The sequence below is a fragment of the Streptomyces sp. NPDC002499 genome, from assembly GCF_053595415.1.
Genome location: NZ_JBSFXO010000004.1, coordinates 340948 through 364204, shown reverse-complemented (window position 1 = coordinate 364204; position 23257 = coordinate 340948). Strand labels below are relative to the sequence as shown.

The window sequence follows — 23257 nt, the reverse complement described above, 5'->3', positions numbered from 1 at the left end:
ATGGGCCCACACGGTGAACCAGCCTGCCGAAGAAGGCAATGCGGGCGTACGTCCCTTTCAGGTCACGCCCGCGCCCGACACTTGGCGCCCCTCACACCGCCGTCACCGGCACCCCTCCCGCCGCCGAACCCAGCAGCGTCAGGCCCACCTCCGCCGGACCCGAGGCCGTGGTGCCGTCCGAAAGGACCGCCAGGGCAAGGGTGTTGGTGCCGCGGGTGCGCAGGATCCCGTTCGGCAGGACGAAGGTGTGCTGCGGGCCGACGTCGTTGATGTACTGGCCCATGTTCCAGCCGTTGAGGAAGATCTGGACGCGATAGGCGCGGGCCACGTCGTCGTTGAGGACCAGCCCGATCGACGCGTCGATCCCGGCGTCGACGGCGAGCTTGAAGCTGCGCCGGTACCAGGTCACGCCCTGCCGCTTCTCGGCGTTCACCAATTCGCCCAGAGCCCATTCGCCGTCACCGAACTCCGGCAGATGCCAGCCGTTGCGCTCCCCGTACAGCCCGCCGTTGTTCTGCGGCCCGCGCACCGGATCGGACGCCGCCTCGCCCTGGATCCGCCAACTCACCTTCGGAGCGGCCCCCTTGAAGGTCACCGCGGTCAGCCCGCGGGCCACCTTGTGGGTGTCCGTCGACTTGCCGTCCATGTCGTGCTGCATCCGCCGCACCAGCACGGACAGCACGTGCGCGCCCGAGGTGCGCAGCGCCTGCGGCACCGCGAACTCGGCCGTGGCCGTCCAACTCCCCTGCCGGACCGAGGTCTTGTCCGGCACCGGCATCCGGTGCGCGCCCAGCGGCTGCCCGTCCAGCCAGGCGAGCAGCAGCCCCTGCGTGCCCGTGCTGTAGGCGAGGGACACGGACTGCGCGCCGGTCGCGTCGGCGAAGTGGCCGCGGTACCAGACGTCTCCGTAGTGGAAGCCGTAGTCGTCGGCGAAGAGCACCGGCTGTCCGGCGGGGACCGGTGTGGTGCTGAACGAGGTCGTGCGGTCGGCGGTCTTCCAGGCGGAGTCGTCGAAGGCGAGGGCGGCCTCCGGGTTCTCGGCCTTCTTGCGCCAGCCGTCGGCCAGCGAGGGCAGGGCGACCGTACCGACACCCGGCAGCGGCTGCGTGGCCCGCAGGCTTCCGGAAGGCGCGGCGGCGGTCGTCAAGTCGTTGTCGTTCCAGGTGACTTCGAGGATTCCGCGCGGCCCCCACACCTCCAGTTCGGCGTCCGTGACGGTGTCCCCGGTGAGCGCGACCGTCACCCCGGTGACCGTCACCGTCCGCACCAGGGCGGGCCCGTAGGCGAGGACCGCCCCCGACGGGGTGTCGTAGGGCCACAGCCGCAGGGAGGTCTCGTCGTCGGCGAGCAGCAGGAGCAGCGGGGTGGCAGTGCCGCCACCGGACACCAACACCCGGGTGAGTCCGCCCAGTTCGGCCTCGATCCGCAGCAGCCCGTCGGTGTACGTGGAGGTGGCGTCCCCGTCCAGCACGGCCACCGTCGGCTGGACCTCGCACTCGATCGCGGTCACGGTCTGCTCGCCCGCGGGCCCGGTGAGCACGGCGATCTCCTGCCGTCCGGCGGTGAGCGCCAGCATGGGCTGGGCGGTGGAGTACCGCACCTTCCGCCGCCCGAGCTGGATCGAGGCGGCCAGCAGTCGCGCGTCCTTCGCCGGCACGGTGACCGGCGCGTCGATGCCGGGCAGGGTCGAAGTGACCGCCTTCGTACCGTCGTTGCGCAGGACGTAGACCTGGGCGCCGGTGTCGGGGTTGGCCAGGTGGTACGCCTTCAGACCGGTCACCGTGACGTCCGCCGCCCGGTCCAGCTTGGCGAGGTCGGGCACGTGCTGGACCAGATGCCCGAGCTGGTGCATGGGGACCAGCTTCGCCGTGGGCTGCCGAGCCTCGTCGATGGCGGCCCCGTAGTCGTACGAGGTGTACACGCACGGCGCGGGCAGCCAGCCCCAACTGGTTCCGCCGTAGGTCATGTAGACGTTGTGCAGGGTGATGCCGTTGGCGAGGTTGGTGAGGTAGAAGCGCCGCTCGTACGCCGCGTCCCGGGTGCGCCGGGACTCCGCGTACCCCTTCCCCTTGAACTCGACCCCGCCCCACGGATCGAACCAGCCGCCCCCGAACTCCGGCACGAACCCCGGGGTGTCCGGGCTGGCCGTGGCCCCGCCCTTCGCGCCGCCGATCCCGAAGTGCCCCCAGTCCGGGGCGGGTTGGCTGGGGGAGGGGTAGCCGTCGAAGCCGTACAGCCAACGCCCTTCCTCCCCACCCATGTCGAAGCTCCCGGGGGTCCAGTAGCCGTTGCGGCCGTTGTCGTTGTGGAAGAGGGGCACGTCGATGCCGTCGGCCCGCACCTTCGCGTACAGGTGGGCCATGTAGTCGCGGCCGGCCGGCTGGTCGACGTACGCGTTGTACTCGTTCTCGATCTGGTAGAGCAGGACCGTGCCCGCGCCGTCGGTGTACAGGTGGCGGGCGACGATCGCGTTCACCCGGGTGAGGAACTCGTCGACGTGTCCGAGATACGTCGGGTCGGAGGTGCGGGCCGTGCCCTTGGTGACGGTCAGCCAGCCGGGGTAGCCGCCCGCGTCGATCTCGGCGTTGATGTACGGGCCGGGGCGCAGGATCACGTACAGGCCGGTCTCGGCGGCCATCGTCAGGAACAGGTCCAGGTCGCGGACGCCGGTGAAGTCGTAGCTGCCGGGCGCGGGGGAGTGGTAGTTCCAGGAGACGTAGATGCTGACCGCGTTGTAGCCGTGCGCGCGCATCTTCTGCAGGACGTCCCGCCACAGGGACGGGCTCGGCAGCCGGAAGGGGTGCAGCTCGCCCGACCAGACGACCAGGCGGCTGCCGTCGACGAGCAGCGAGTAGCGGTCGAATTCGATCGTGTGCCGGCGGCCGTCCGCGCCCGGCGGCGCGGGCGAGGGGCCGGTGGGCGCGCTCGGCGCGGCGTAGGCGCAGCTCGCCGCCCCGCTGCCGCCGAGCGCCAGGCCGAGCGCGGCCGATCCGGCGAGTGCGCTGAAGGTACGTCTGCTGAGCCCCAAGGAAGCCTCCGTCGTGCGGGTCCGTCGGCGGGCGAATTCGGGGTCATTGTGTACGGAGGGACACCCCACAATGGTCGTATGAGGATCTCGGCACGGGCGGATTACGCGGTACGGGCGGTTCTTGAGCTCGCCGTTCGGCAGGACGGCGCAGCGGTGAAGGCGGAGGCCATCGCCGCCGAGCAGGGCATCCCGCACAAGTTCCTGGAAGGGATCCTCGGCGATCTGCGGCGCGCCGGGGTCGTGGACAGCAGGCGCGGCGGGGGCGGCGGCTACCGGCTGGCCCGGGAGGCCGCGAAGATCACGGTCGCGGATGTCATACGGGCGGTGGACGGCCCGATCGTGTCCGTACGCGGCGAGCGGCCCACCGGCCTGGAGTACACCGGGTCGGCCCAGCCGCTGCTGCCGCTGTGGATCGCGCTGCGGGCCAATGTGCGCAAGATCCTGGAGGGCGTCACGATCGCCGACATCGCGGCGGACGCCCTGCCGGAGCCCGTGCGGGAGCTGGCGGCGGAACCGGCGGCCTGGGAGAACCCGTAAAGGATCGAGCGAGGTCGTACGGGGTCGGGCGAGGCTGGTGGGCTGCCGCCCCGGCGTCCCGGTCCGCGCCCCTCGCCGCACCGGGAGAGGGTGAGCGGGACGGGAACCGGGTCCGAGTCCGCCGAGGGGCGGCAGCCGGTCGGGGTGCGATCAGCGGTGGCGGGTCGGCCGGTGGCCGTTCACCTGGTGGCTGATCAACTGGTGCTGACGCCCACGGTCAGGGTGGCCGCGTAGCCGTCGGACACGCTGGACCCGAGGGCGGTCAGGGTCAGCAGGCCGGAGGCGGCGCCGCCGTCGTCGTAGACGGAGTCGTCGGCGAGGGCCGTCTCGGCGGTGGTGTTGTCCGAGTACGGCGAACTGGCCTGCACCTCCTCGTTGATGTCGGTGTCGAAGAAGAGCTGGCCGGTGTGGACGAGTGTGCCGCCGGTGTACGTGCCGTCGGCGAGGGTCACGTCCGTGTGCACCCGCATATGGACGTGGACGGCGCGCGAGACGTAGTGACCCGGCCAGATGGACGTGATGGTCGCCCGGCCGTCGGAATCGGTCAGTTGCCCGCCGCGCAGGAAGGTGCCGTCGTCGTCCTCCGTGTGGCCGTTCTTGCCGACGAAGCCGGAGTACTCGCCGAGCGCGTCGCAGTGCCAGAGCTCGACGAGGGCGTCGGCGAGCGGCGCGCAGTCGTTGTCCTGGTCGACGACGGTGAAGGTGTACTGGACCTCGACGCCTTCCTTGTCCTCTCTGATGTCCTCGCGGATCAGGGCGCCGTCGAGCGAGTACGGGCCTTCGGTGACCTCGGAGGTGAGGGTGCAGACGCCGCTCGTCGCCGAGTCGGTGGCAGCCGCCTCGGTGAAGACGGTGGTCGACCCGCTCCCGGTGGCGGGCGTGTCGGCCGAGGCGAGACCGGCGGCCACGAGACCGCCCGCCAGGGCCGCGGTGCCGCCGCCGATCAGGACGCGGCGACGCTGGAGGCCCTTGTCCCGGCGGTGCCGGGCGGGCTGTTGGCTGTGCTGATTGTGGTGCTCCGTGTTTCCCGTCATGGCCACGAAGCTAGGGGCGTACCTGAAGGATTCCTTAATGTGCGGCTGTGAAGGCGCTAGGGATGGATCGGTCAACGCCCCCTTATTTCAACAGAGTTCGCATGCTATGGGAACAGTGTGAATAGCGCGTCTGTGAATGGCTTGAGTTCGCCCTGACCGTCGTCGGTGTGCGTTCCTACGATGCGATCGCCCCCGGCCTTCACAGAATCCCCATAGATTCCGCACAGGGCCGAGGGCGTGCCACCCCCCACTCACAGAACCGGAGACACCATGTCTGGTGGACTTCTGCTGGGCGGCGCCATCGCCGCTCTGCTCACCACCGCGCTTCCCGCGCACAATCCGTCGGGCGGGTTCGAGGACCCGCCCCCGGACAAGATCATCATCAAGGTCGCCACGGTGAACGGCTCCGGCTGCCCGCAGGGCACCACCGCGGTCGCCGTGTCCGAGGACAACACCGCGTTCACGGTCACCTACAGCGACTACCTCGCCCAGGCGGGCGGCACCTCCGACCCGACGGCGTTCCGCAGGAACTGCCAGCTCAACCTGGTCGTCCACGTCCCGTCGGGCTTCACGTACGCCATCGCCAGCGCCGACTACCGGGGCTTCGCCGCGCTTCAGGGCGGCGCGAACGGCACGCAGCGGGCCTCGTACTACTTCCAGGGCTCTCCGCAGACCGTGGCCAAGACCCACCCCTTCAACGGCCCCTACAACGACAACTGGCAGGCCACCGACGAGACCGACTGGGCCCAACTGGTCTGGGCGCCCTGCGGAGTTCAGCGCAACTTCAACATCAACACCGAGCTGAGGGTGACCGCGGGGTCGGCGAACCCCGGCAAGGTCAGCTTCATGACGATGGACTCGACGGACGGGGACATCAGCACGATCTACCACATGGCGTGGCAGCAGTGCCCGGCGTCCTGACCAGGGCGTGAGGGGGTGGCCCGCGGTCTGCGGGCCACCCCTGCGTCAGCTCCGCTCGACGCCCAGCGTCAGCGTGCCGGTGTAGCCGGCCGAGGTCGAACTGCCCAGCGCGGTCAGCGTCATGAGGCCGGACGCGGCGCCGCCGTCGTCGTAGATCGAGTCCTGGGCGAGGGTGGTGCGGGTGACCGTGTTGGTCGAGTACGGCGAGATCACGGCGACCTTGGTGGTGATCGACTCGTCGATGAAGAGCTGCCCGGTGTGCAGTTCCGTGCCGCCGGTGAACGAGCCGTCGGCGGTGAGGGTGACGCCGGTGTGCACCTTGACGTGGATATGCACGCAGCGCCCGCGGTACCAGCCGGGGTAGATCGTGGTGATGCTCGCGAGGCCGGCACTGTTGGTCAGCACGCCGCCGCGCAGGAAGGTGCCGTCGTCGGGCTCGGTGTGGCCGTTGTTGCCGACGAAGCCGGAGTACTCGCCGAGGGCGTCGCAGTGCCAGATCTCGACCAGGGCGTTGGGGATGGTGGCGCAGGTGTCGTCGTCCACGACGGTGAGCGCGAGCTTGAGCGGGATACCGGCCTTGCCTTCGGTGACGTCGGCACGGACGTACTGTCCGTCGAGGTAGTAGGGGCCTTCGGTCATTTCCTTGGTGAGGGTGCAGACGGCTGCGGCGGCAGCGGGGGTCGCGTCCGTGGGGGCTTCGGGTGCGGCTGCGCCGACGGCGCCTACGGCGAGCGTGGCTGCGGTGGCGCCGGTGGCGATCAGCACGGTTCGGCGGCCGATCGGGGTGGGGGTTGCTTCCGAAGTGTCTGTCATGAACACGGCAGATTAGGGAGGGACTCTGTCGAGGGGCTGTGGATTGGGCAAAGTGATGGGGCGTCAAGTTACTTGTCGGACACGTGGGTTGCTCCGCGGTCACCGGGGTCGCGGTGGCAGGCCTGGGCGTCCTGCTCCTCACGGCCGGCCGGTACGGACTGGGTGCGCTCGCCCTGGTGGCGTTCGTGAGCGTGGCGATCGCCACGGGGCGAGACATTGCGCGCTTCCGGGTGACGAACGGGGCCGGTGCTGCCGACGCGTGAGTGAGCGGTTCGGTCGCGTGGAACGCCGGCGTCGTGCCGCCGTCTCCGAGGAGGCTCAGTCAGGCAGTGCCACCGTGAGGTCCACCTCGACGAGCTGTTCGGGAAAGCCCAGTTGGGCGACGCCCAGGAGCGTGCTGGCCGTGGTGAACGCCGGTGCCAGGGCCGAGTTGGTGAGTCGGTGCCACGCGGCTGCGAGGTCAGGCCTCTCGTCGCTCCGTACGTAGATCACCGACCGCACCACGTGGTGCGGTCCGGCGCTCACCGCTGCCAGCGCGGTGAGCGCGTTCGCGACGACCTGGTCGACCTGGGATTCGAGGGAACCGGCACCGACGAGGTCACCGTTCCTGTCCAGCGGGCACTGTCCCGCCAGATGGGCTGTACGGCCTGCCTCGACCACGGTGATGTGGTGGTAGCCGGGTGTCTGGTGGAGCTGCTCAGGGTTGATGCGGGTGATCTTCTCGGTCATGTCCGCGAGTCTGACCGGCGTGGTGCCCGCCCGCACTCCAATTTGCCCCTGGTGCTACCGGGGGCTAGCGGGGTCCCTGTCGTAGGCGTACGACCGCCGTTCCGCCGTCGAGGTTCACCGTCGTGCGGTTCGGTGGGGCGCCGTCCTCCTCGTCGTCTCGCATGATCAGGGACGACTGGCGTTGTTTGAGTTCGTTCTGTTTGCCGGGGGAGAAGCTGGCGTGGAGTTGTTCGAAGCCGGTCGCCGATATCTGGCCGTGGCGGGCGCTGTTGCGCCAGGGGAGCAGGCCGGCTCGGCCTGCGCGGAGGAGGAGTTGGTCGGCGAAGGCGATGACGGTGAGCAGGATGACCAGTCCTGGCAGGGTCATGAAAACGGCGAATCCCATGTTCCCCAGTATCGGGTGCACTTGGCCGGAACCGCTGGCGGCGGGTGGCGCGGGGTCTCTAGCTTGGGCCGCGTGAACGGCGAGGGGGGATTGGTTGTGAATCGGGGGAGGGCACTGGGGCGGGTTGTCGTGGTGCGGGGGAACGGGCAGGGCAGCGGGGTGCTGCTCGACCGGCGGACGGTCCTCACGGCGTTGCACGTGGTGGTCGACAGCGGGGTCGTCGAGGTGGTCCATCCGTCGTCGGGCAAGCTCGTGCCCTGCCACATCAGCGGAGCGGACGAGTTGCTCGACGTGGCCGTGCTGACCGCGGCGACGGACGTGATCGGCGCCGACCTCGCCGCTCCCATGGGCCGGCTCAGGCTCGGCAGGGTCGCCACCGCCGCCCCGCTGCCGTACTGCGAGATCGTCGGCTTCCCGGAGATCATGCGCTACGGGCAGTACGGCGACGACCTCGACTACGACCAGTACCGGGCGAGCGTGCTGCCCATGGCCGGACGGATCAAGGGCGTCCTCACCTGCGAACTCGACCGACCGGCCGCCGAGGAGCGGGGATACGACGGTTCCCCGCTCGGCGGGCTGTCCGGCGCGCCGATCTTCGCCGGCCCCGTGCTGCTCGGCGTCGTGACCCAGGTGCCCCAGGGCCGACAGCACCTCCGGATCGAAGGCGTGTCGATGGCGGAGGTCGTGCAGCGATGGACGGCGATCTTCCGCGGCGCGCTCCTGGAGGAGATCGCCGAAGTCCATCCCCAGGACGAGTACTTCGAGGCCCGGTACGCCAAGGACCTGAGCTCCCAGTACCGCAGGACGGAGATCTTCGGCATCGAGGAACTCGGCCGCAGCGAGTCCCGATGGGACCTCGACACCGCGTATCTGAGCCTGCGTGCCGAGGCCCCCGCGCACGGGTACGTGCCCGTGGAACGCGGGCGGCGTCGCAGGACATGGGGAGGTGCCCAGCGCATTGATTCCCTGTTGACCGATCGGCCCCGCGCCCTGCTGCGCGGCGAGGCGGGCGCCGGCAAGACGACCCTCGTCTGGTGGCTCGCCGCCCACGCCGCCAACGGCACGCTCAGCGACGATCTCGCCGAGCTCAACGGCCTCGTCCCCTTCGTCGTCCCCCTGCGCGCGGTGCACGCCGGCGGTGGACGCTTCCCCGCGGTGTCGGAACTCCTGGCCGCCGGACGGACGATCACGGACGGACAGCCCGACGGCTGGGCCCACCGCGTGCTGGACGCGCGGCGTGGCTTCCTCCTGGTGGACGGTCTGGACGAGGTCCCGGAGGCACAGCGCGAGGAGGCCCGACGCTGGCTGGCGGCTCTCCTCGACCGCTACCCCGGCACCCGATGCCTGGCGACCGTGCGCCCGAACGCGGTCGACAAGCAGTGGCTCGACGGGGACGGCTTCGCCGAGCTGGCCCTGCTGCCGATGAGCGACGACGACATCCGCGCCTTCGTGCATGCCTGGTACAACGCCGCCCGTGTGGAGTGCGACAGCTTCTACGACGGTCGGCGCGGCCGGGAGGAGTACGAACTCCTCTCCTCCCTGGAACAGGACCTGGTGCACCAGTTGGCGCAGAACGCGGCCCTGGGCGACCTCGCCCGTACCCCGCTGCTGTGCGCCGTGATCTGTGCCCTGCACCGCAGCCGCCGCGGTCTGCTACCCACCACCCGCTGGCAGTTGTACCAGGCCGCCCTCGGCATGCTCCTGGGCGGACGGGACGCCGGGCGAGGCGTGCGGCACACCGGCCAGGTCAAGCTGGAGTCCGGTCAACAGCACACGCTGCTCCAGCGGTTGGCCATCTGGCTGGTACGCACCGGACAGCAGCAGATGACGCACGGCGAGGCGGTGCAGCAACTCGACCTCGCCATACGGGACATGCCGCCCGTCCAGGAGCAGGGCTCGCCCGAGCAGGTGCTGCGCTTCATGCTCGACCGCAGCGGGCTCCTCCAGGAACGGGCCGACGACACGATCCAGTTCATCCACCGCACGTTCCAGGACTTCCTGGCGGCCAAGGAGTTCCACGAGAGCGGCTGTCTCCCCGAACTCGTCAAACATGCCGGCGACGAGGCCTGGCAGGACGTGATCGTGCTGGCCGTCGGACACGCGGCCCGTCCGGAGGCGAGCCGCCTCATCGAGGCACTGCTGGGCCTGGGGGACGAGGCCACCGAGCGCCGGGCCGACCGTTTCCGCCTCCATGTGCTGGCGGCGCGGTGCGCGACCAACGCCGAGGTGCTGAGCCAGCCGGTGATGGACGCGGTGAAGGCGCGGGTGGACGCCCTCATGCCGCCGCGGGATCCCGAGGAGGTCGAGGAACTCGCCGGCCTGGGCGACTGGATCGTGGGCGTGCTGCCCGACGGGGAGCAACTGCGTGATCGGGTGGCCCTGAACACCGTGCGCTTACTGGCCCGGGTGCGCAGCGCGAAGTCCCGGCGGAAGCTGCGGCAGTGCGCGCTCCATCTGGCACCGCTCATCCGCAGCGAGGTGGCGAGGGGCTGGGACCTGCACCCGCTGGAGGAGTTCGTCAGCGAGGTGCTGGAAGGGGCGTCCGTTCCCGAACTGCTCGTCGGCAAGCGGGAACAGCTCGTACGGTTACCCCGGCTCGCGGCCGTCACCAAGCTCATCGTGCGGGGCTCGTACGACCCGATGGAGCTGGACGCCAACCTGCCGGTGCGGCAGCTCGAATCCCTCGCCATCTGGAACAACGAGGCCGACCTGAGCCTCGAATTCCTGCACAGCCGAGTGGATCTGAGAAGCCTCGAAGTACAGGAGTGCAGGTCCCTGCGGGGTCTCGCCGTGCTGACCGACCTCGACCTGACGGTGCTCAGGGTGACCGGAGGCGGCGGCGAACCCCTCAGGCCGCATCCGCGCGTGCGCCACCTTGAGGTGGGGGTCGAGAACATCGGACGGTTCGACACCCTGGAGGCGTGGACCGAACTGCGGACGCTGACGGTCGAGGGGTACAGCCGCGATCCGGTGTGGATCCTGAACACCGCCCTGAGCGCGCCCCGGCTCACCCGGATCGCGCTGGCGATCGGCTCCCTCCAGGAACTGCGGCGGCTGGACCCGATCCCGCAGATGGAGCGGCTGATGATCACCGACCTGCAAGAACACAGCGACATCGATCAGTTGAGCCGGGTCTTCCCCAACCTGCGCAGACTGGCGATGGGGTTGGTGACCTCGGGTCCGGACACACTCGATCTGCGGTCACTGCACGGCATGTACGACCTGCGACTGGACCTCTGGAGCACGCATTGGGGAAAGGTCACCCTCTTCGGAGCGGAGGCCTTCGGCGACCGGCTGCAGCTCCATGAAGGTGTTCCGGTCTACTGAGCGCTCCCACGCGCGTGAGCGAGAAAGTCGGCCCAAGTACCGGGCGAGACGGCGAGTTGGGGCCCTTGCCGGTCCTTGGAGTCACGCACGTGCACGGTGCCCGGGCAGGCGGCGACCTCAACGCAGTCCCCGTCGCCACCGCTGCTGTAGCTCGACTTGAACCACGTCAGTCCGCTGGTGCTCATAACGCTCCTCGCATCCGTTCCAACAGACTCTTCGAGTCATCGAAGGTGAGAGCCTGTGAACGCATCCTGGCATAACGCCTTTGGAGGACGCTGATCTCTTTCGGTTCCGAGACGAGAAGGCCGCCTCGCTGCCCCTCGCAATAGACGAACCACGAGTTTTCCGGGGTCTCCAACAACTGCATGGGGCCATCCAGCCCAGCGTGCGTCTCCCGCACCTGCGGCATGATCTGGATCTCCACGTTCCGCAACTCCGCGATCGCCAGCACATGGTCGATCAGCTCCCGCGTGACCTCGACCCCGCCCGTCCGCCGCAGGAACAACCCCTCCTCCAGGATGAAGCCGAACGCCGTGTTGGGCCGCTCCCGCAGCAACCGCTGCCGCTCCGCCCGCGCCACCCACTGCGCCTCGATCTGTTCGTCGTCCAGCGGCGGGAGTTGGTTGGCGAACAGCGTCCGCGCATACGCCTCGGTCTGCAACAGCCCCGGAATCAACCGGCATTCATACGTGTAGAGCGTGATCGCCTCCCCCTCCAACCGCGCCCACCGCCGAAACCAAGCCGCCAACCCCGGCTGCCGAGCCAGCGTCGGAAACGCCCGCCGCAGCGCACCCGCGTTGCCCAGGGCCTCCTCCGCCCGCTCCATCAGCGCCCGATCCGGCATCCGCCGCCCCAACTCGATCGACGCCACCGTATGTTTGGAATACCCCACCAGCGCGCCGAACTCCTCCCGCCCAAGTCCCGCATGCTCGCGCAGCGCCTGAAGCACCGCGCCGAACGTCCGCAAGCTGTCCGACGCCTCCGGCTCATCGACCACAGTCGGTCACCTCCCGCACCCATGGTCACGTTCCGTCACTCGTACTGTCCAGTCCGTAACCGCGTACGCTGCCGCGCTGTACGCGGCGCTCACCTGGATAACAGCCGTTCCGGCCCGCCAGATTGGGCGCATGACAGCGCTCCCCACCCCACAACAACCGGTCACCGTACGTGCGTTCGCGCAGCGACTGAGCGCAACCCCCCGCGCCGCCCGCCTCGCCCGGCACCTCGCCGTGGCCCAGCTCCACACCTGGGGCATCCCGCCCGGTTGTGACGCCTCCGACGCCGTCGCACTGGTCGTCGCCGAGCTGGCTGCGAACGCGGTGACGCACGGCCGGGTGCCGGGGCGGGACTTCGAGCTGCGGCTGTCCCTCGTCACGGGCAGCGTCCGGGTGGAGGTGACGGACACGCTCGCCGAGAAGCGCCCGCCCGCACCCGGCGAGATGGCCGGACCCCACGACCCCCTCGACGAATCCGGCCGCGGACTGCTCCTCGTGGACGCCGTCGCGGACCGGTGGGAGGTACTGGAGCGGGAACCGCCGGGCAAGACGGTCCGCGCGGAGGTCGATCTGCCAGGGTGGGCGGTGCTGTGGCGGTGATCGCGCGGTCGGCCCATCGCGACGCCAATTCCGTTGCGTCAAAAGGTATTTCGTGGCTCACTCCGACGGCGGTTACGGTCGAAATCATGGACTGGAGCTATCACTCGGCCGAAGAACTCACCACCGCCCTGCGTGCCGGCGAGGTGACCTCGGTGGAACTGACCGACGAGGCGATCGCCCGTATCGAGCGGGACGACAAGGCGATCAACGCGATCTGCGTGCCGGACTTCGACCGGGCGCGGGACGCCGCGCGCGATGCCGACCGGGCGCGGGCGCAAGGTGAGGACCGGCCGCTGCTCGGCATCCCGGTCACGGTCAAGGAGTCCTACAACATCGCCGGACTGCCCACGACCTGGGGCATGCCGGAACACCGGGACTTCCTGCCCGCCGAGGACGCGGTGCAGGTGTCCCGCCTCAAGGACGCCGGCGCGGTGGTGCTCGGCAAGACCAACGTGCCCTTGGGGCTGCGGGACGTGCAGAGCTTCAACGAGATCTACGGCACCACCAACAACCCCTGGGATCACGGCCGTACGCCGGGCGGCTCCTCCGGCGGATCGTCGGCGGCCCTGGCGGCCGGGTTCGGCGCGCTGTCCATCGGCTCCGACATCGGCGGTTCGCTGCGTACCCCCGCACACTTCTGCGGGATCTACGCGCACAAGCCGACGGTCGACCTGGTCCCCACCCGCGGCTCGGTCCCGCCCGCCGTGCCGGCCCGGCCGGTCGCCTCCGACCTCGCCGTCGTCGGTCCGATGGCGCGCACCGCACACGACCTCACGCTCCTGCTCGACGTCATGGCCGGACCGGATCCGCTGACCCACGGTGTGGCGTACGAACTGGCGCTGCCGCCCGCGCGCCACGAGCGGCTCGACGGCTTCCGGGTCCTGGTCATCGACGAGCACCCGTTCATCCCGACCGGGACCGCCGTGCGGGCGGGCGTGCAACGCGTGGCCGACGCGCTCGCCGACGGCGGCGCGCGCGTCGAACGGCACAGCGCCCTGCTGCCCAGCCTCGCCGAATCGGCGCTGATCTACACGCAGTTGTGGTTCGCGGGAGTCGGCGCACGTTTTCCCGCCGAGACGTACGAGCAACTGCGCGGCCTCGCCGCCGGATTGAGCGCGGACGATCAGGGTCTGGACGCGGCGCGGCTGCGGGGGCTCGTGTCGAGTCACCGCGACTGGGTCGACGCGGACAACCGCCGCGAGCTGCACCGGCACGGCTGGCGTCGGTTCTTCGCCGAGTTCGACGCCGTGGTGTGCCCGATCACGCCCACTCCGGCGTTCCCGCACGACCACGAACCGGATTCGATGAAACGCCGGCTCGACATCGACGGCGTCGCGTACCCGTACCTCGACCAGCTCGTCTGGGCCGGTCTTGCCACCATGCCCGGCCTGCCCGCCACCGCCGTACCGACGGGCCTGTCCCCCGAGGGGCTGCCGGTGGGAGTGCAGCTCATCGGCCCGATGTACGAGGACCGCACCCCGCTGCGGCTGGCCGAACTGCTGGAGCGGGAGCTCGGCGGCTTCCAGGCACCGAAGCGGGAGGGCGACAACGGCGGCAGCTGAACCGGGTCCGCGGCCCTCGGCCCCGACCCGGGCTCACAGGCTTCGCCCAGGAACGCTTCAGGTTGGGCCGGGACGCTGACGCCCATGCATGGACACCGACCCCACACCCCCGCCTCCGAGCGCAGCCGCCGCTGGTTCATGAACAAGGCGCTGCTCGCCGGCGGTGTCGCCGCCGTGGCGACCATGACCGGCTGCTCCAACGACTCGTCGGACACCGCGAGTTCGTCCACCGCCTCCCCGTCCGCCGGTGCCCCGAGCGGTATGCCGTCGGGCGGGCCCGGCGCGGGAGGCGGTGGCGGGGGCGGCATGGGCCCCGGGGCCTCCCAGGTCAAGTACAAGGACCTCAAGGGCGTCACCACCGACGGCACGGTCGTCGACGACCTGTTCACCGTCCACTCGACCGGCGTCTCCACGGACGGACTGGTCAAGGCCGCGCAGGCGTTCCTCGACGGGCTCTCCGCGAAGGAGCGCACGTCCTGCACCTTTGCCGTCGACGCCGACGAATGGACGGCCTGGAGCAACGTCGACGGCTACGACCGCAAGGGCGTCCGCATGGGCGACCTCACCGACAAGAAGCGCGACCTCGGCTACTCCCTGCTCGGCGTCGCGCTGTCCGCCGACGGCCTCACCCAGACCCGCAACATCATGAAGCTCAACCAGTTCCTCGGCGACTCCAACGGCGGCAACCAGAAGACCCTGACGGAGGGCCACTACTTCTTCACCTTCATGGGCACCCCGTCGACCACGAAGCCGTGGGGCTTCCAGTACGAGGGTCACCACGTCGCCATCAACTACTTCGTCCTGGGCGACCAGGTCGTGATGACACCGACCTTCATGGGCTCCGAGCCGACGACGGCCACGTACAAGGGCGAGAGGATCAGCCTGTTCCGGCCGGAGACCAAGGCCGGTCTGGCGATGATCCGTTCCCTCACCGAGGCACAGCTCGCCAAGGCGGTCTCCTCGCAGGACAACGGCAACGAGGACATGAAGGCCGGCGCCGGCGCGGACAACCTCAAGCTCGCCTACGTGGGCCTGCGCGGCTCCGAACTCACCTCCGCCCAGCGGGAGAAGCTCCTGGCCGTGGCCCGCGTCTACATCGGCTACATCAACGAGGGACACGCCGAGGTCAAGATGACCGAGGTCGAGAAGCACCTCGACGACACGTACTTCTACTGGATGGGCGGGACGAAGGACGACTCCGCCTTCTACTACCGCGTCCACAGCCCCGTAGTGCTCATCGAGTACGACGCCCAGGCCCCGCTCTTCTACCACGAGGCGTCCTCGGAGAGCCCGAGCGCGAGCGCCGGTGCGAGCGCGAGCTCCGACGCCGGCGGTCCCCCTGGCGGCGGTATGGGCATGGGCGGCGGCACCCCCTCCCAGGAACACATCCACACCATCATCCGCACCCCCAACGGCGGCGACTACGGCGTGGACCTGCTGAAGCTGCATTTGGACAACGACCACTGACATATGCCAAGTTGGGCCCTTATGGGCTAATAGGCGACCTTCGATTGCTCATCTCCCTGATCTGGCTGATATGAAACCACTTGGCCGAAAAAGCAAGATCAGGGGTGGATGTGGCGAAACGATTCGACTCCGGAGCACGGACCGGGGTGGTGATCGTCGGGGCGGGCCCGGCGGGGCTGGTCCTGGGGAACCTGCTCCTGGCCCAGGGCATCGACTGCGTGATCCTGGAACGGCGGGACCGCGAGGCCGTGGAGGGGCGGGCCAGGGCGGGCTTCCTGGCCGCCCACTCCGTACGCGTCCTGACCGAACACGGCCTGGCCGCCGGACTGTTGGAACGCGGCCGGCCGCACGGCACTTGCCTCTTCCGCAGCGAGCAGGGCGAATTCACCCTGGACTACGGGAAGTTGGGTCAGGGCGAGGTCCACACCGTCTACCCCCAGCAGGAGTTGGTCCGGGACCTCCTCGCCGAGTACCTGCGACGCGGCGGCGAGATCCGCTTCGGCGCCGAGGTCGAGGAGATCGCCGAGGGCCGGGTACGGGTCCGGGGAGCGGAGGACGTGACCGGACGCTATGTCGCCGGCTGCGACGGGCACCGGGGTGTCGGACGCCAGGCCCTCGCCGCGCACGGCATCCGTACCGCCCGCTGGGACCACGGGGTGACCTGGCTGGCCGTCCTGGTGGCGGCCCCGCCCAGCCTCGCCGCCGTCGGATACGCCCTGCACGACCGCGGATTCGCCGGCCACATGGCCCGCACGGAGACGGTCACCCGCTACTACCTCCAGTGCCCGCGAGGCACCGATCCGGCGGACTGGGACGGGGACCGCGTCTGGACCGAACTGGCGCAGCGGCTCCGCACGGACGAGTTCGGCCCCTTGAAGCACGGTCCGGTCCTGGAGAGGACGGTCGTCGACCTGCGCTCCGACGTCCTGGACTCCCCGGGCACCGGCCGCCTCTGGCTGGCGGGCGACGCCGCCGGACTCATCAGCCCCTCCGCGGCCAAGGGCGCCAACCTCGCCGTACTCCAGGCCGAACGCCTCGCGGAAGCCTTCGTGGCAGCCCTCACGCGCGGCGACGAGACGGACTTCGCCCGCTATGCCTCGTACTGCCTGCCCCGGGTCTGGCGGGCCCACGAGTTCTCGCACTGGATGAGCGGCCTCCTGCACGGCCCGTCCGCCGACGACCCCGAGGCCCAGTACGGCCGCGCCCTCCAGTACGCCCGCCTGGACAGCCTGCGCACCTCCCGCGCCCACCAGGATTTCTTCGCCGAGAACTACACCGGCATCTGACCCGAGGAACCCTCCCCATGAGCCTCACCGAGCCCGACGTGCTGCGCATCAAACAAGCCGCCGCCTACGTCGAGACCCACGACACGGACCAGGTCCTGGCGGAACTGTTTCCCGACCTGGCGGAGTCTGAACGGGCTTACGCCAGCCGCTACTTGAGCTACGACCACACCGCGGTCCTGGTCTTCCCCGACGTCCTCGACGGCCTGCGCGAAGAACTCGGCAACCTGGGCTTCGAATCGGGTCCGGTCTCGCCGAGCGTGGTGGTCCGAGGAAGGCTGGCGAGACGGTACGGCACAGTCGTAGGCGATACCCCGGTCGCCATCGTGCACGCGGCGGTGGCAGGCCGAAGCGTGGAGATCTTCGCCCTGCCGGTGACGCCGGGCTCCGCCCTGGAAGCCGTGGCAGCCGACGAACGCGAGACGGAACACGAGTCCCACCACGCGTTCGCGGCGACGACGGTACCGGCCGAGGTGCGGAATCTTCTCAAGGAGCGTGGCGCAGTACCGGACGGCGGGGGCCACAACGCCCACGAGCGCGTAACCGTCCAGTACTTCCGCACCAAAGCCGACAGCCGCTTCGAACTACGCCTCAGCGACAACCCACCCAGGGGCGCGGGGCTGTGACATTGTGCGGCTCCGCCGCGTCCGCGCGACCAGCCACACTCCACCCGCACCCGGCAACGAGCCCTAGCCCGTCTGCCCCATCCCCGCCGCATTGGGCCAACTCTGCGCGTTGGGCCACCCGGTGGCGGGCGCGGGCGCGAGCCCGGGACCTGTAGTACCCCGAACCTGCGCGGCGGTGAGCCCACCCCGCGCAGGAACCCCGGGCGGCGTGGCAGCCGCCGCAGGCATGGGCATCTGCGGCTGCGACGGCGTACTCATGGCCGGCGCGTACTGAGGCTGCTGCTGAGGAACCTGCGGCTGAATGACCTGCGGCTGAGGCTGCATCGGCATCTGGGCCACCGCCGGCATGGGCATCTGCGCCACGGCAGGCATGGGCATCTGGGCCACCGCCGGCATCGGCATCCCCACCCCGCCAGTTTGCGCAGCGGCCGGCATCGGCATCTGCATGGGCATACCGCCCCCGATGGCCTGCGCGACGAGCGGAATACCCGCCCCGTTCGTCTCGCTGACCAGCCGGTCCACGGCCGCCGTACCCGAGCTGTAGTTGGTCCCGGTACCCAGCTCGGGCACGGCGGCTCCCCTCCTGGTCCCGTAGAGCACCTGTTCCAGGCCGGACACCAGGCGACGCACGTCCACCTGGGGGCGCACCACGAGCCTCAGGAAGCGGCTGGACGAACCGATCTTGTTGCCGCATTCGCGGACCAGGATCCGGTGCTCGGTGAGCATCCGGTCCCGGACCACCGTGCCTTCGGCGCCCACGGGCAGGCGTACGAAGAGGAAGTTGCCCTGCGAGGGGTAGACCGTCAGGCCGGGGAGGGCCGAGAGCTGGCTCGACATGTCCAGACGGTCCCGATACACCTGGTGCAGGCTCTGCGCGTACTCGGCGCCGTGCTCCTTGAGCATGAACACCACGTACTCGGCGAAGGCGTTGAGGTTCCACTTCGGCAGCATCGAGCGGACCCGGCCGGCCAGCGAGGGGTTCGCGACCATGTAGCCGAACCGTATGCCGTGCAGGCCGAAGTTCTTGCCGAGGCTGCGCAGCACGACGACGTTGGGGCGCAGCATCGCCTCCTGGACGACGCTGGGTTCGGCCTCGGCGTCGGCGAACTCCAGGAACGACTCGTCGATGACGATCAGATCGAGGTCGGCCATCGCGTCCATGAACTGCACGAGCGACTGCTTGTGGAGGTAGCCGCCGTCGGGGTTGTTGGGGTTGCAGATGACGGCGACCCGGGTCCCGCGGGCGCGGATGAACTCGGCGTACTGGCCGAGGTCCAGGGCGAAGCCGCTGGACTCCTGGAGCGGGAACATGTCGACCCGCTTGCCGGTCTCCATCGGCTGGTCGGTCCAGCGGCCGAAGGTGGGGACGGGGATGGCGAGGGACTCGCGGACCAGCAAGTGGTCGATCCAGGTGATGAGTTCGGTGGAACCGTTGCCCATCGCGACCGCCTGCGGCGGGAGTTGGAGCAGGTTGCACAGCTCGGCGGTGATCGTGTCCGCGCTGCTCGGGTAGTACGTGATGATGTCGCGCAGTCTCGCCGACATCGTGTCGAACATGGCCGGTGTGGGGAAGTACGGGTTGCACGGAATGCAGAAGTCCACCGGGCCGGCTCCCTCGCCGCCCTCCCGCGTCAGCGCCGCCATCGACGGGCTGTGCGCCGCCGTGCTGCGGAACAACGAGGTGACGTTGTCGGCCATGGAACCTCCGTATGGGGCGGACCCGTCGGGGACGGCCGGGTCCGTCGTCTTGGGTGGCCCGCGCGGGGGAGCACGGGCCGCTCTTACATACGGAGTCTGGGGTGGCGTTGTTCAACGCGTGTGAAAGTGGTGTGAGTGTGGGAACCACCAGGCCGCCGGACGCATCCGGCGGCCTGTGACACGGTTCACCAGATCACGCGCTGAACGTGTGCACCGTCCTCGTGCGGTACGTCTGCCCAGGTCGCAGCGTCGTCGTCGGGAACGACGGCTGGTTGGGCGAGTCCGGGAAGTGCTGCGTCTCCAGGCACAGCGCGTCGCCCTGCCGGTAGACGCTGCCGCCGGTGCCGGTGAGGGTTCCGTCGAGGAAGTTGCCCGAGTAGAACTGCAGCCCCGGCTGGTCGGTGGCGATCTTCAGGGTGCGGCCCGAGCGCGGCTCGCGCAGGGTGGCGACATGCTCCGGTTTGGCCGTGATGCCCTTGTCCAGAACCCAGTTGTGGTCGAAGCCCTTCGCCTGCACCTGCTGGACGTGGCCGGCCCGGATGTCCCGGCCGATCGTCTTCGTCTTGCGGAAGTCGAAGGGGGTGCCGGAGACCTTCGCCAGTTCGCCGGTCGGGATCAGCCCCGTGTCGGTGGGCGTGTAGCGGGCGGCGGCGATCTGGAGCTCGTGGTCCTCGATCGTGCCGCTGCCCTCGCCGGCCAGGTTCCAGTAGACGTGACTGGTGAGGTTGACGACGGTGGCCTTGTCGGTGGTGGCCTCGTAGTCGATGGTCCAGTCGCCGTGCTTGTTCAGCGTGTACGTGACCTTCACCTTGAGAGTGCCGGGGTAGCCCATCTCCCCGTCGATGCTGGTGTAGTGGAGATGCAGGCCGACGTCGGAGCCCTTGGTGAACGGCTCGACGTCCCACACGTGCTTGTCGAAGCCCTGGGTGCCGCCGTGCAGGCTGTTCACGCCGTCGTTGACGGAGAGCTGGTAGCTCTTGCCGTCGAGCGTGAACTGCCCCTTGCCTATGCGGTTTCCGTAGCGGCCGATCAGCGCGCCGAAGTACGGGGTCTTGGCGACGTAGTCCTCGATGTTGTCGAAGCCGAGGGAGACGTTCGCCAAGTGGCCGTGCCGGTCGGGGATCTCCAGCGACTGCACCACGCCGCCCCAGGACAGGACCTTCAGTTTCGTGCCGCCGTTGGCCAGCGACCAGATCCAGACCTTCGTGCCGTCCGCGAGCTTGCCGAAGAGCTTCTTCGAGGGTGTCCTGCCGCCGGAGGCCTCGGCGGTACCCGTACCGAGGGTGGTCGCGGCGAGTCCCGCCGCCGCCGCACCCGCGATGACCGTGCGTCTGTTCAGTTCCATCTAGCGGCTCCTGTAAAGGAATTGGGCCCCGTGGATCTCTCCGGCGGGGCCCTTAGCTGATTTACGAACCGGACTTGCGCTTGTTCCACACATCGAAGCCGACCGCGGCCAGCAGGGCGAGCCCCTTGATGACCTGTTGCCAGTCGGTGCCGACGCTGAGGAGGTTCATGCCGTTGTTCAGCACACCGAGGACGAGACCACCGATGATCGCGCCGAGGACGGTACCCACACCGCCGCTCATGGACGCGCCACCGATGAACGCCGAGGCGATCGCCTCGAGTTCGAAGTTCAGGCCCGCCTTCGGCGAGGCCGCGTTCAGACGGGCGGCGACCACCAGACCCGCCAGGGCCGCGAGCACGCCCATGTTCAGGAAGACCAGGAAGGTGACCTTCTTGTCCTTCACCCCGGACAGCTTCGCCGCCGGCAGGTTGCCGCCGATGGCGTAGATGTGCCGCCCGAAGACCGCGTTGCGCATGACGTAGCCGTAGCCGACCACCAGCACACCGAGCACGATCAGGATGATCGGCGCACCCTGATAGCTGGCCAGCAGCATGGTGACCGCGAGGATCGCGGCGGCGATGGCGACGAGCTTCAGCAGGAAGGCGTTGCGCGGCAGCACCTCGAGCGAGAACTCCTGCTGGCGGCCCCGGTCGCGGACCTCCTGGAAGATCACGAAGGCCAGCAGCGCGAAGCCCAACAGCAGCGTGAGGTTGTGGTAGTTGGTGTCCGGGCCGACCTCCGGCAGGAAGCCGTTGCCGAGCTTCTGCAGACCGTCCGGGAACGGGCCGAGGGTCTGGCCCTCCAGGAAGATCTCCGTCAGACCGCGGAAGAGCAGCATGCCGGCGAGGGTGACGATGAACGACGGTATGCCGAGATACGCGATCAGGAAGCCCTGCACCGAGCCGGCCAGCGCGCCCACCACCAGGCACAGCACCAGCGCGACCGGCCAGGCCACCCCGTGCTGCACCGTGAGCACGGCCGCGAACGCGCCCACGAACGCGGTCAACGAGCCGACCGACAGGTCGATATGGCCCGCGATGATCACCAGCATCATGCCGATCGCGAGGATCAGGATGTAGCTGTTCTGGAGCACCAGGTTGGAGACGTTGCGCGGCAGCAGCAGGTCGCCGCCGGTCCACACCTGGAACAGCACCACGATCAGGCCGAGCGCGATCAGCATGCCGTACTGGCGCATGTTGCGGCGCAGGCCGCCCAGCATCAGCTGCAACAGGCCGCCGCCGGAGGCGGACCCGCCGCCCTTGCCGGGCGGCGCGGCGGCCGGGACCTTGTCCGTCACATCGGTGCTCATCGGGATACCTCTTTGTCCTTCGTCATCTGGCGCATCAGCACTTCCTGCGTGGCCTCGGCCCGCGGGACCTCGCCGGTCAGCCGCCCGGCGGCCATGGTGTAGATGCGGTCGCACATGCCGAGCAGTTCGGGCAGCTCGGAGGAGATGAAGACGACCGCCTTGCCCTCGGCGGCGAGCTGGTCGATGACCGTGTAGATCTCGTACTTGGCGCCCACGTCGATCCCGCGGGTCGGCTCGTCCAGGATCAGCACCTCGGGACCCGCGAAGATCCACTTGCTGAGGACGACCTTCTGCTGGTTGCCGCCGGACAGCCGGCCGACCGTCTCGAACACGGTCGGCGCCTTGATGTTCATCGACTTCCGGAAGCCCTCGGAGACCTGCCGCTCCTCGTGCTCGTCGACCACACCGCGCCTGGCGACCTTGTCCAGGGCGGTCAGCGAGATGTTCCGGTTGATGTTGTCGATGAGGTTGAGCCCGTAGTGCTTACGGTCCTCGGTGACGTACGCGATGCCGTGCCCGACCGCCTCCGCGACGGTCTTCGTACGGATCTCCGTGCCGTCCTTGAGGACCGTGCCGCCCGCGTACCGGCCGTAGGCGCGCCCGAACACGCTCATCGCCAGCTCGGTGCGGCCCGCGCCCATCAGGCCCGCGATGCCGACGATCTCCCCGCGCCGTACGGTGATCGACACGTCGTCGACCACCTTGCGCTGCTGGTCGATCGGGTGGTGCACGGTCCAGCCGCGGATCTCCAGGGCCGGCGCCGCGTCCACCTCGCCCTCGTACGGCGTGCGTTCGGGGAAGCGGTGGTCGAGGTCGCGGCCGACCATGCCGGAGATGATCCGGTCCTCGGTGGTCTCCGCCGCCTTCACGTCGAGGGTCTCGATGGACCGTCCGTCGCGCAGGATCGTCACCGAGTCGGCGACCCGCCGGATCTCGTTCAGCTTGTGCGAGATGATGATCGCGGTGATGCCCTGCTTCTTCAGCTCCAGGATGAGATCCAGGAGTTTGCCGCTGTCCTCGTCGTTCAGAGCCGCCGTCGGCTCGTCCAGGATGAGCAGCTTCACCTTCTTCGACAGCGCCTTGGCGATCTCCACCAACTGCTGCTTGCCCACGCCGATGTCGGCGATCCGGGTCTCCGGGTGGTCGGTGAGACCGACCCGGCGCAGCAGCTCGGTGGCGTGCTTGAGCGTCTCGTTCCAGTTGATGAACCCGCCCGAGGCGTGTTCGTTGCCGAGGAAGATGTTCTCCGCGATCGACAAGAACGGCACCAGCGCCAGCTCCTGATGGATGATCACGATGCCGTGGTGCTCGCTGGCCCGGATGTCCTTGAACGAGCACTCCTCTCCCTCGAAGAGGATCTCGCCCTCGTACGTGCCGTGCGGATGGACGCCGGAGAGCACCTTCATCAAGGTGGACTTCCCGGCGCCGTTCTCACCGCAGATGGCATGGACCTCGCCCTGACGGACCGTCAACGTGACGTCCGACAGCGCCTTTACGCCGGGAAAGGTCTTGACGATCGAGCGCATTTCCAGGACGGGTCCCGCCATGGTCGTGCCCTTCCAATCCGTGGGAATTGATCGATCCGTGCGAATGACGGA

20 protein-coding genes are annotated in these 23257 nt (G+C 69.3%); 9 read left to right on the top strand and 11 right to left on the bottom strand.

Annotated features, from left to right (window positions below; genetic code table 11):
* Positions 1 to 91 precede the first annotated feature (91 nt).
* Positions 92 to 3028 carry a beta-galactosidase gene (locus ACWD5F_RS12695; protein WP_451253710.1) on the bottom strand — a complete coding sequence of 979 codons (2937 nt, stop codon included), beginning with the start codon at positions 3026 to 3028 and terminating at the stop codon, positions 92 to 94.
* Between the two features lie 78 nt (positions 3029 to 3106).
* Here ACWD5F_RS12695 and ACWD5F_RS12690 point away from each other — a divergent pair, with 78 nt between their 5' ends.
* Positions 3107 to 3565 (top strand): RrF2 family transcriptional regulator, encoded by a 459-nt coding sequence (locus ACWD5F_RS12690; RefSeq protein WP_401727799.1) that lies wholly within the window; start codon positions 3107 to 3109, stop codon positions 3563 to 3565.
* 194 nt (positions 3566 to 3759) lie between these two features.
* Here the strand turns inward: ACWD5F_RS12690 and ACWD5F_RS12685 are convergent, their stop codons facing one another.
* Positions 3760 to 4599, bottom strand: a complete 840-nt coding sequence (locus ACWD5F_RS12685; RefSeq protein ID WP_451253708.1) for an intradiol ring-cleavage dioxygenase — start codon at positions 4597 to 4599, stop codon at positions 3760 to 3762.
* 270 nt (positions 4600 to 4869) lie between these two features.
* On the opposite strand from ACWD5F_RS12685, the gene ACWD5F_RS12680 reads away from it, so the two are divergent.
* Positions 4870 to 5520 (top strand): DUF4360 domain-containing protein, encoded by a 651-nt coding sequence (locus tag ACWD5F_RS12680; protein ID WP_451253706.1) that lies wholly within the window; start codon positions 4870 to 4872, stop codon positions 5518 to 5520.
* A gap of 45 nt (positions 5521 to 5565) precedes the next feature.
* Here the strand turns inward: ACWD5F_RS12680 and ACWD5F_RS12675 are convergent, their stop codons facing one another.
* Entirely contained in the window at positions 5566 to 6333 is a 768-nt protein-coding gene (locus ACWD5F_RS12675) for an intradiol ring-cleavage dioxygenase (RefSeq protein WP_451253704.1), read from the bottom strand.
* An 83-nt stretch (positions 6334 to 6416) separates the two neighbouring features.
* Between ACWD5F_RS12675 and ACWD5F_RS12670 the strand changes: the two genes are divergently transcribed.
* Positions 6417 to 6596, top strand: coding sequence for a hypothetical protein (locus ACWD5F_RS12670; protein ID WP_451253702.1), 180 nt, complete (start codon positions 6417 to 6419; stop codon positions 6594 to 6596).
* A gap of 55 nt (positions 6597 to 6651) precedes the next feature.
* On the opposite strand, the gene ACWD5F_RS12665 is transcribed toward ACWD5F_RS12670, so the two are convergent.
* Together ACWD5F_RS12665 and ACWD5F_RS12660 are read right to left on the bottom strand one after the other, a co-directional pair.
* Positions 6652 to 7062, bottom strand: coding sequence for a RidA family protein (locus ACWD5F_RS12665; protein WP_451253700.1), 411 nt, complete (start codon positions 7060 to 7062; stop codon positions 6652 to 6654).
* 64 nt (positions 7063 to 7126) lie between these two features.
* Entirely contained in the window at positions 7127 to 7447 is a 321-nt protein-coding gene (locus ACWD5F_RS12660; protein ID WP_451253698.1) for a DUF6191 domain-containing protein, read from the bottom strand.
* Between the two features lie 129 nt (positions 7448 to 7576).
* On the opposite strand from ACWD5F_RS12660, the gene ACWD5F_RS12655 reads away from it, so the two are divergent.
* Positions 7577 to 10774, top strand: a complete 3198-nt coding sequence (locus ACWD5F_RS12655; protein ID WP_451253696.1) for an NACHT domain-containing protein — start codon at positions 7577 to 7579, stop codon at positions 10772 to 10774.
* Here ACWD5F_RS12655 and ACWD5F_RS12650 read toward each other — a convergent pair.
* Positions 10768 to 10959 (bottom strand): DUF397 domain-containing protein, encoded by a 192-nt coding sequence (locus ACWD5F_RS12650; protein WP_280876443.1) that lies wholly within the window; start codon positions 10957 to 10959, stop codon positions 10768 to 10770. The two genes, ACWD5F_RS12655 and ACWD5F_RS12650, sit on opposite strands and share 7 nt — an antisense overlap.
* On the bottom strand, positions 10956 to 11771 hold the full coding sequence (locus ACWD5F_RS12645) for a helix-turn-helix domain-containing protein (protein ID WP_451253694.1): 816 nt from the start codon (positions 11769 to 11771) through the stop codon (positions 10956 to 10958). The genes ACWD5F_RS12650 and ACWD5F_RS12645 overlap by 4 nt, the downstream gene beginning before the upstream one ends.
* Before the next feature lie 130 nt (positions 11772 to 11901).
* Between ACWD5F_RS12645 and ACWD5F_RS12640 the strand changes: the two genes are divergently transcribed.
* From ACWD5F_RS12640 to ACWD5F_RS12620, 5 genes are all read left to right on the top strand, one after another.
* The gene (locus ACWD5F_RS12640) at positions 11902 to 12369 is read left to right on the top strand and encodes an ATP-binding protein (protein ID WP_451253692.1); all 468 of its coding nucleotides are present in this window, start codon (positions 11902 to 11904) and stop codon (positions 12367 to 12369) included.
* Positions 12370 to 12455: 86 nt separating this feature from the next.
* Positions 12456 to 13931 (top strand): amidase, encoded by a 1476-nt coding sequence (locus ACWD5F_RS12635; protein WP_451253690.1) that lies wholly within the window; start codon positions 12456 to 12458, stop codon positions 13929 to 13931.
* Positions 13932 to 14015: 84 nt separating this feature from the next.
* Positions 14016 to 15398 (top strand): DUF3500 domain-containing protein, encoded by a 1383-nt coding sequence (locus tag ACWD5F_RS12630; RefSeq protein ID WP_451253688.1) that lies wholly within the window; start codon positions 14016 to 14018, stop codon positions 15396 to 15398.
* A 110-nt stretch (positions 15399 to 15508) separates the two neighbouring features.
* Complete coding sequence (locus tag ACWD5F_RS12625) at positions 15509 to 16684, top strand: 4-hydroxybenzoate 3-monooxygenase (RefSeq protein ID WP_451253686.1); 1176 nt, start codon at positions 15509 to 15511, stop codon at positions 16682 to 16684.
* Positions 16685 to 16701: 17 nt separating this feature from the next.
* Positions 16702 to 17307, top strand: coding sequence for a hypothetical protein (locus ACWD5F_RS12620; protein WP_451253684.1), 606 nt, complete (start codon positions 16702 to 16704; stop codon positions 17305 to 17307).
* Positions 17308 to 17370: 63 nt separating this feature from the next.
* Here the strand turns inward: ACWD5F_RS12620 and ACWD5F_RS12615 are convergent, their stop codons facing one another.
* The 4 genes from ACWD5F_RS12615 to mmsA form a co-directional block, all read right to left on the bottom strand.
* Complete coding sequence (locus tag ACWD5F_RS12615; RefSeq protein WP_451253682.1) at positions 17371 to 19005, bottom strand: pyridoxal phosphate-dependent aminotransferase; 1635 nt, start codon at positions 19003 to 19005, stop codon at positions 17371 to 17373.
* Between the two features lie 193 nt (positions 19006 to 19198).
* On the bottom strand, positions 19199 to 20350 hold the full coding sequence (locus ACWD5F_RS12610; protein WP_451253680.1) for an aldose epimerase family protein: 1152 nt from the start codon (positions 20348 to 20350) through the stop codon (positions 19199 to 19201).
* A 61-nt stretch (positions 20351 to 20411) separates the two neighbouring features.
* On the bottom strand, positions 20412 to 21659 hold the full coding sequence (gene mmsB / locus ACWD5F_RS12605) for a multiple monosaccharide ABC transporter permease (protein ID WP_401727782.1): 1248 nt from the start codon (positions 21657 to 21659) through the stop codon (positions 20412 to 20414).
* Positions 21656 to 23206, bottom strand: coding sequence for a multiple monosaccharide ABC transporter ATP-binding protein (gene mmsA, locus ACWD5F_RS12600; protein ID WP_401727781.1), 1551 nt, complete (start codon positions 23204 to 23206; stop codon positions 21656 to 21658). The genes mmsB and mmsA overlap by 4 nt, the downstream gene beginning before the upstream one ends.
* Positions 23207 to 23257 lie beyond the last annotated feature (51 nt).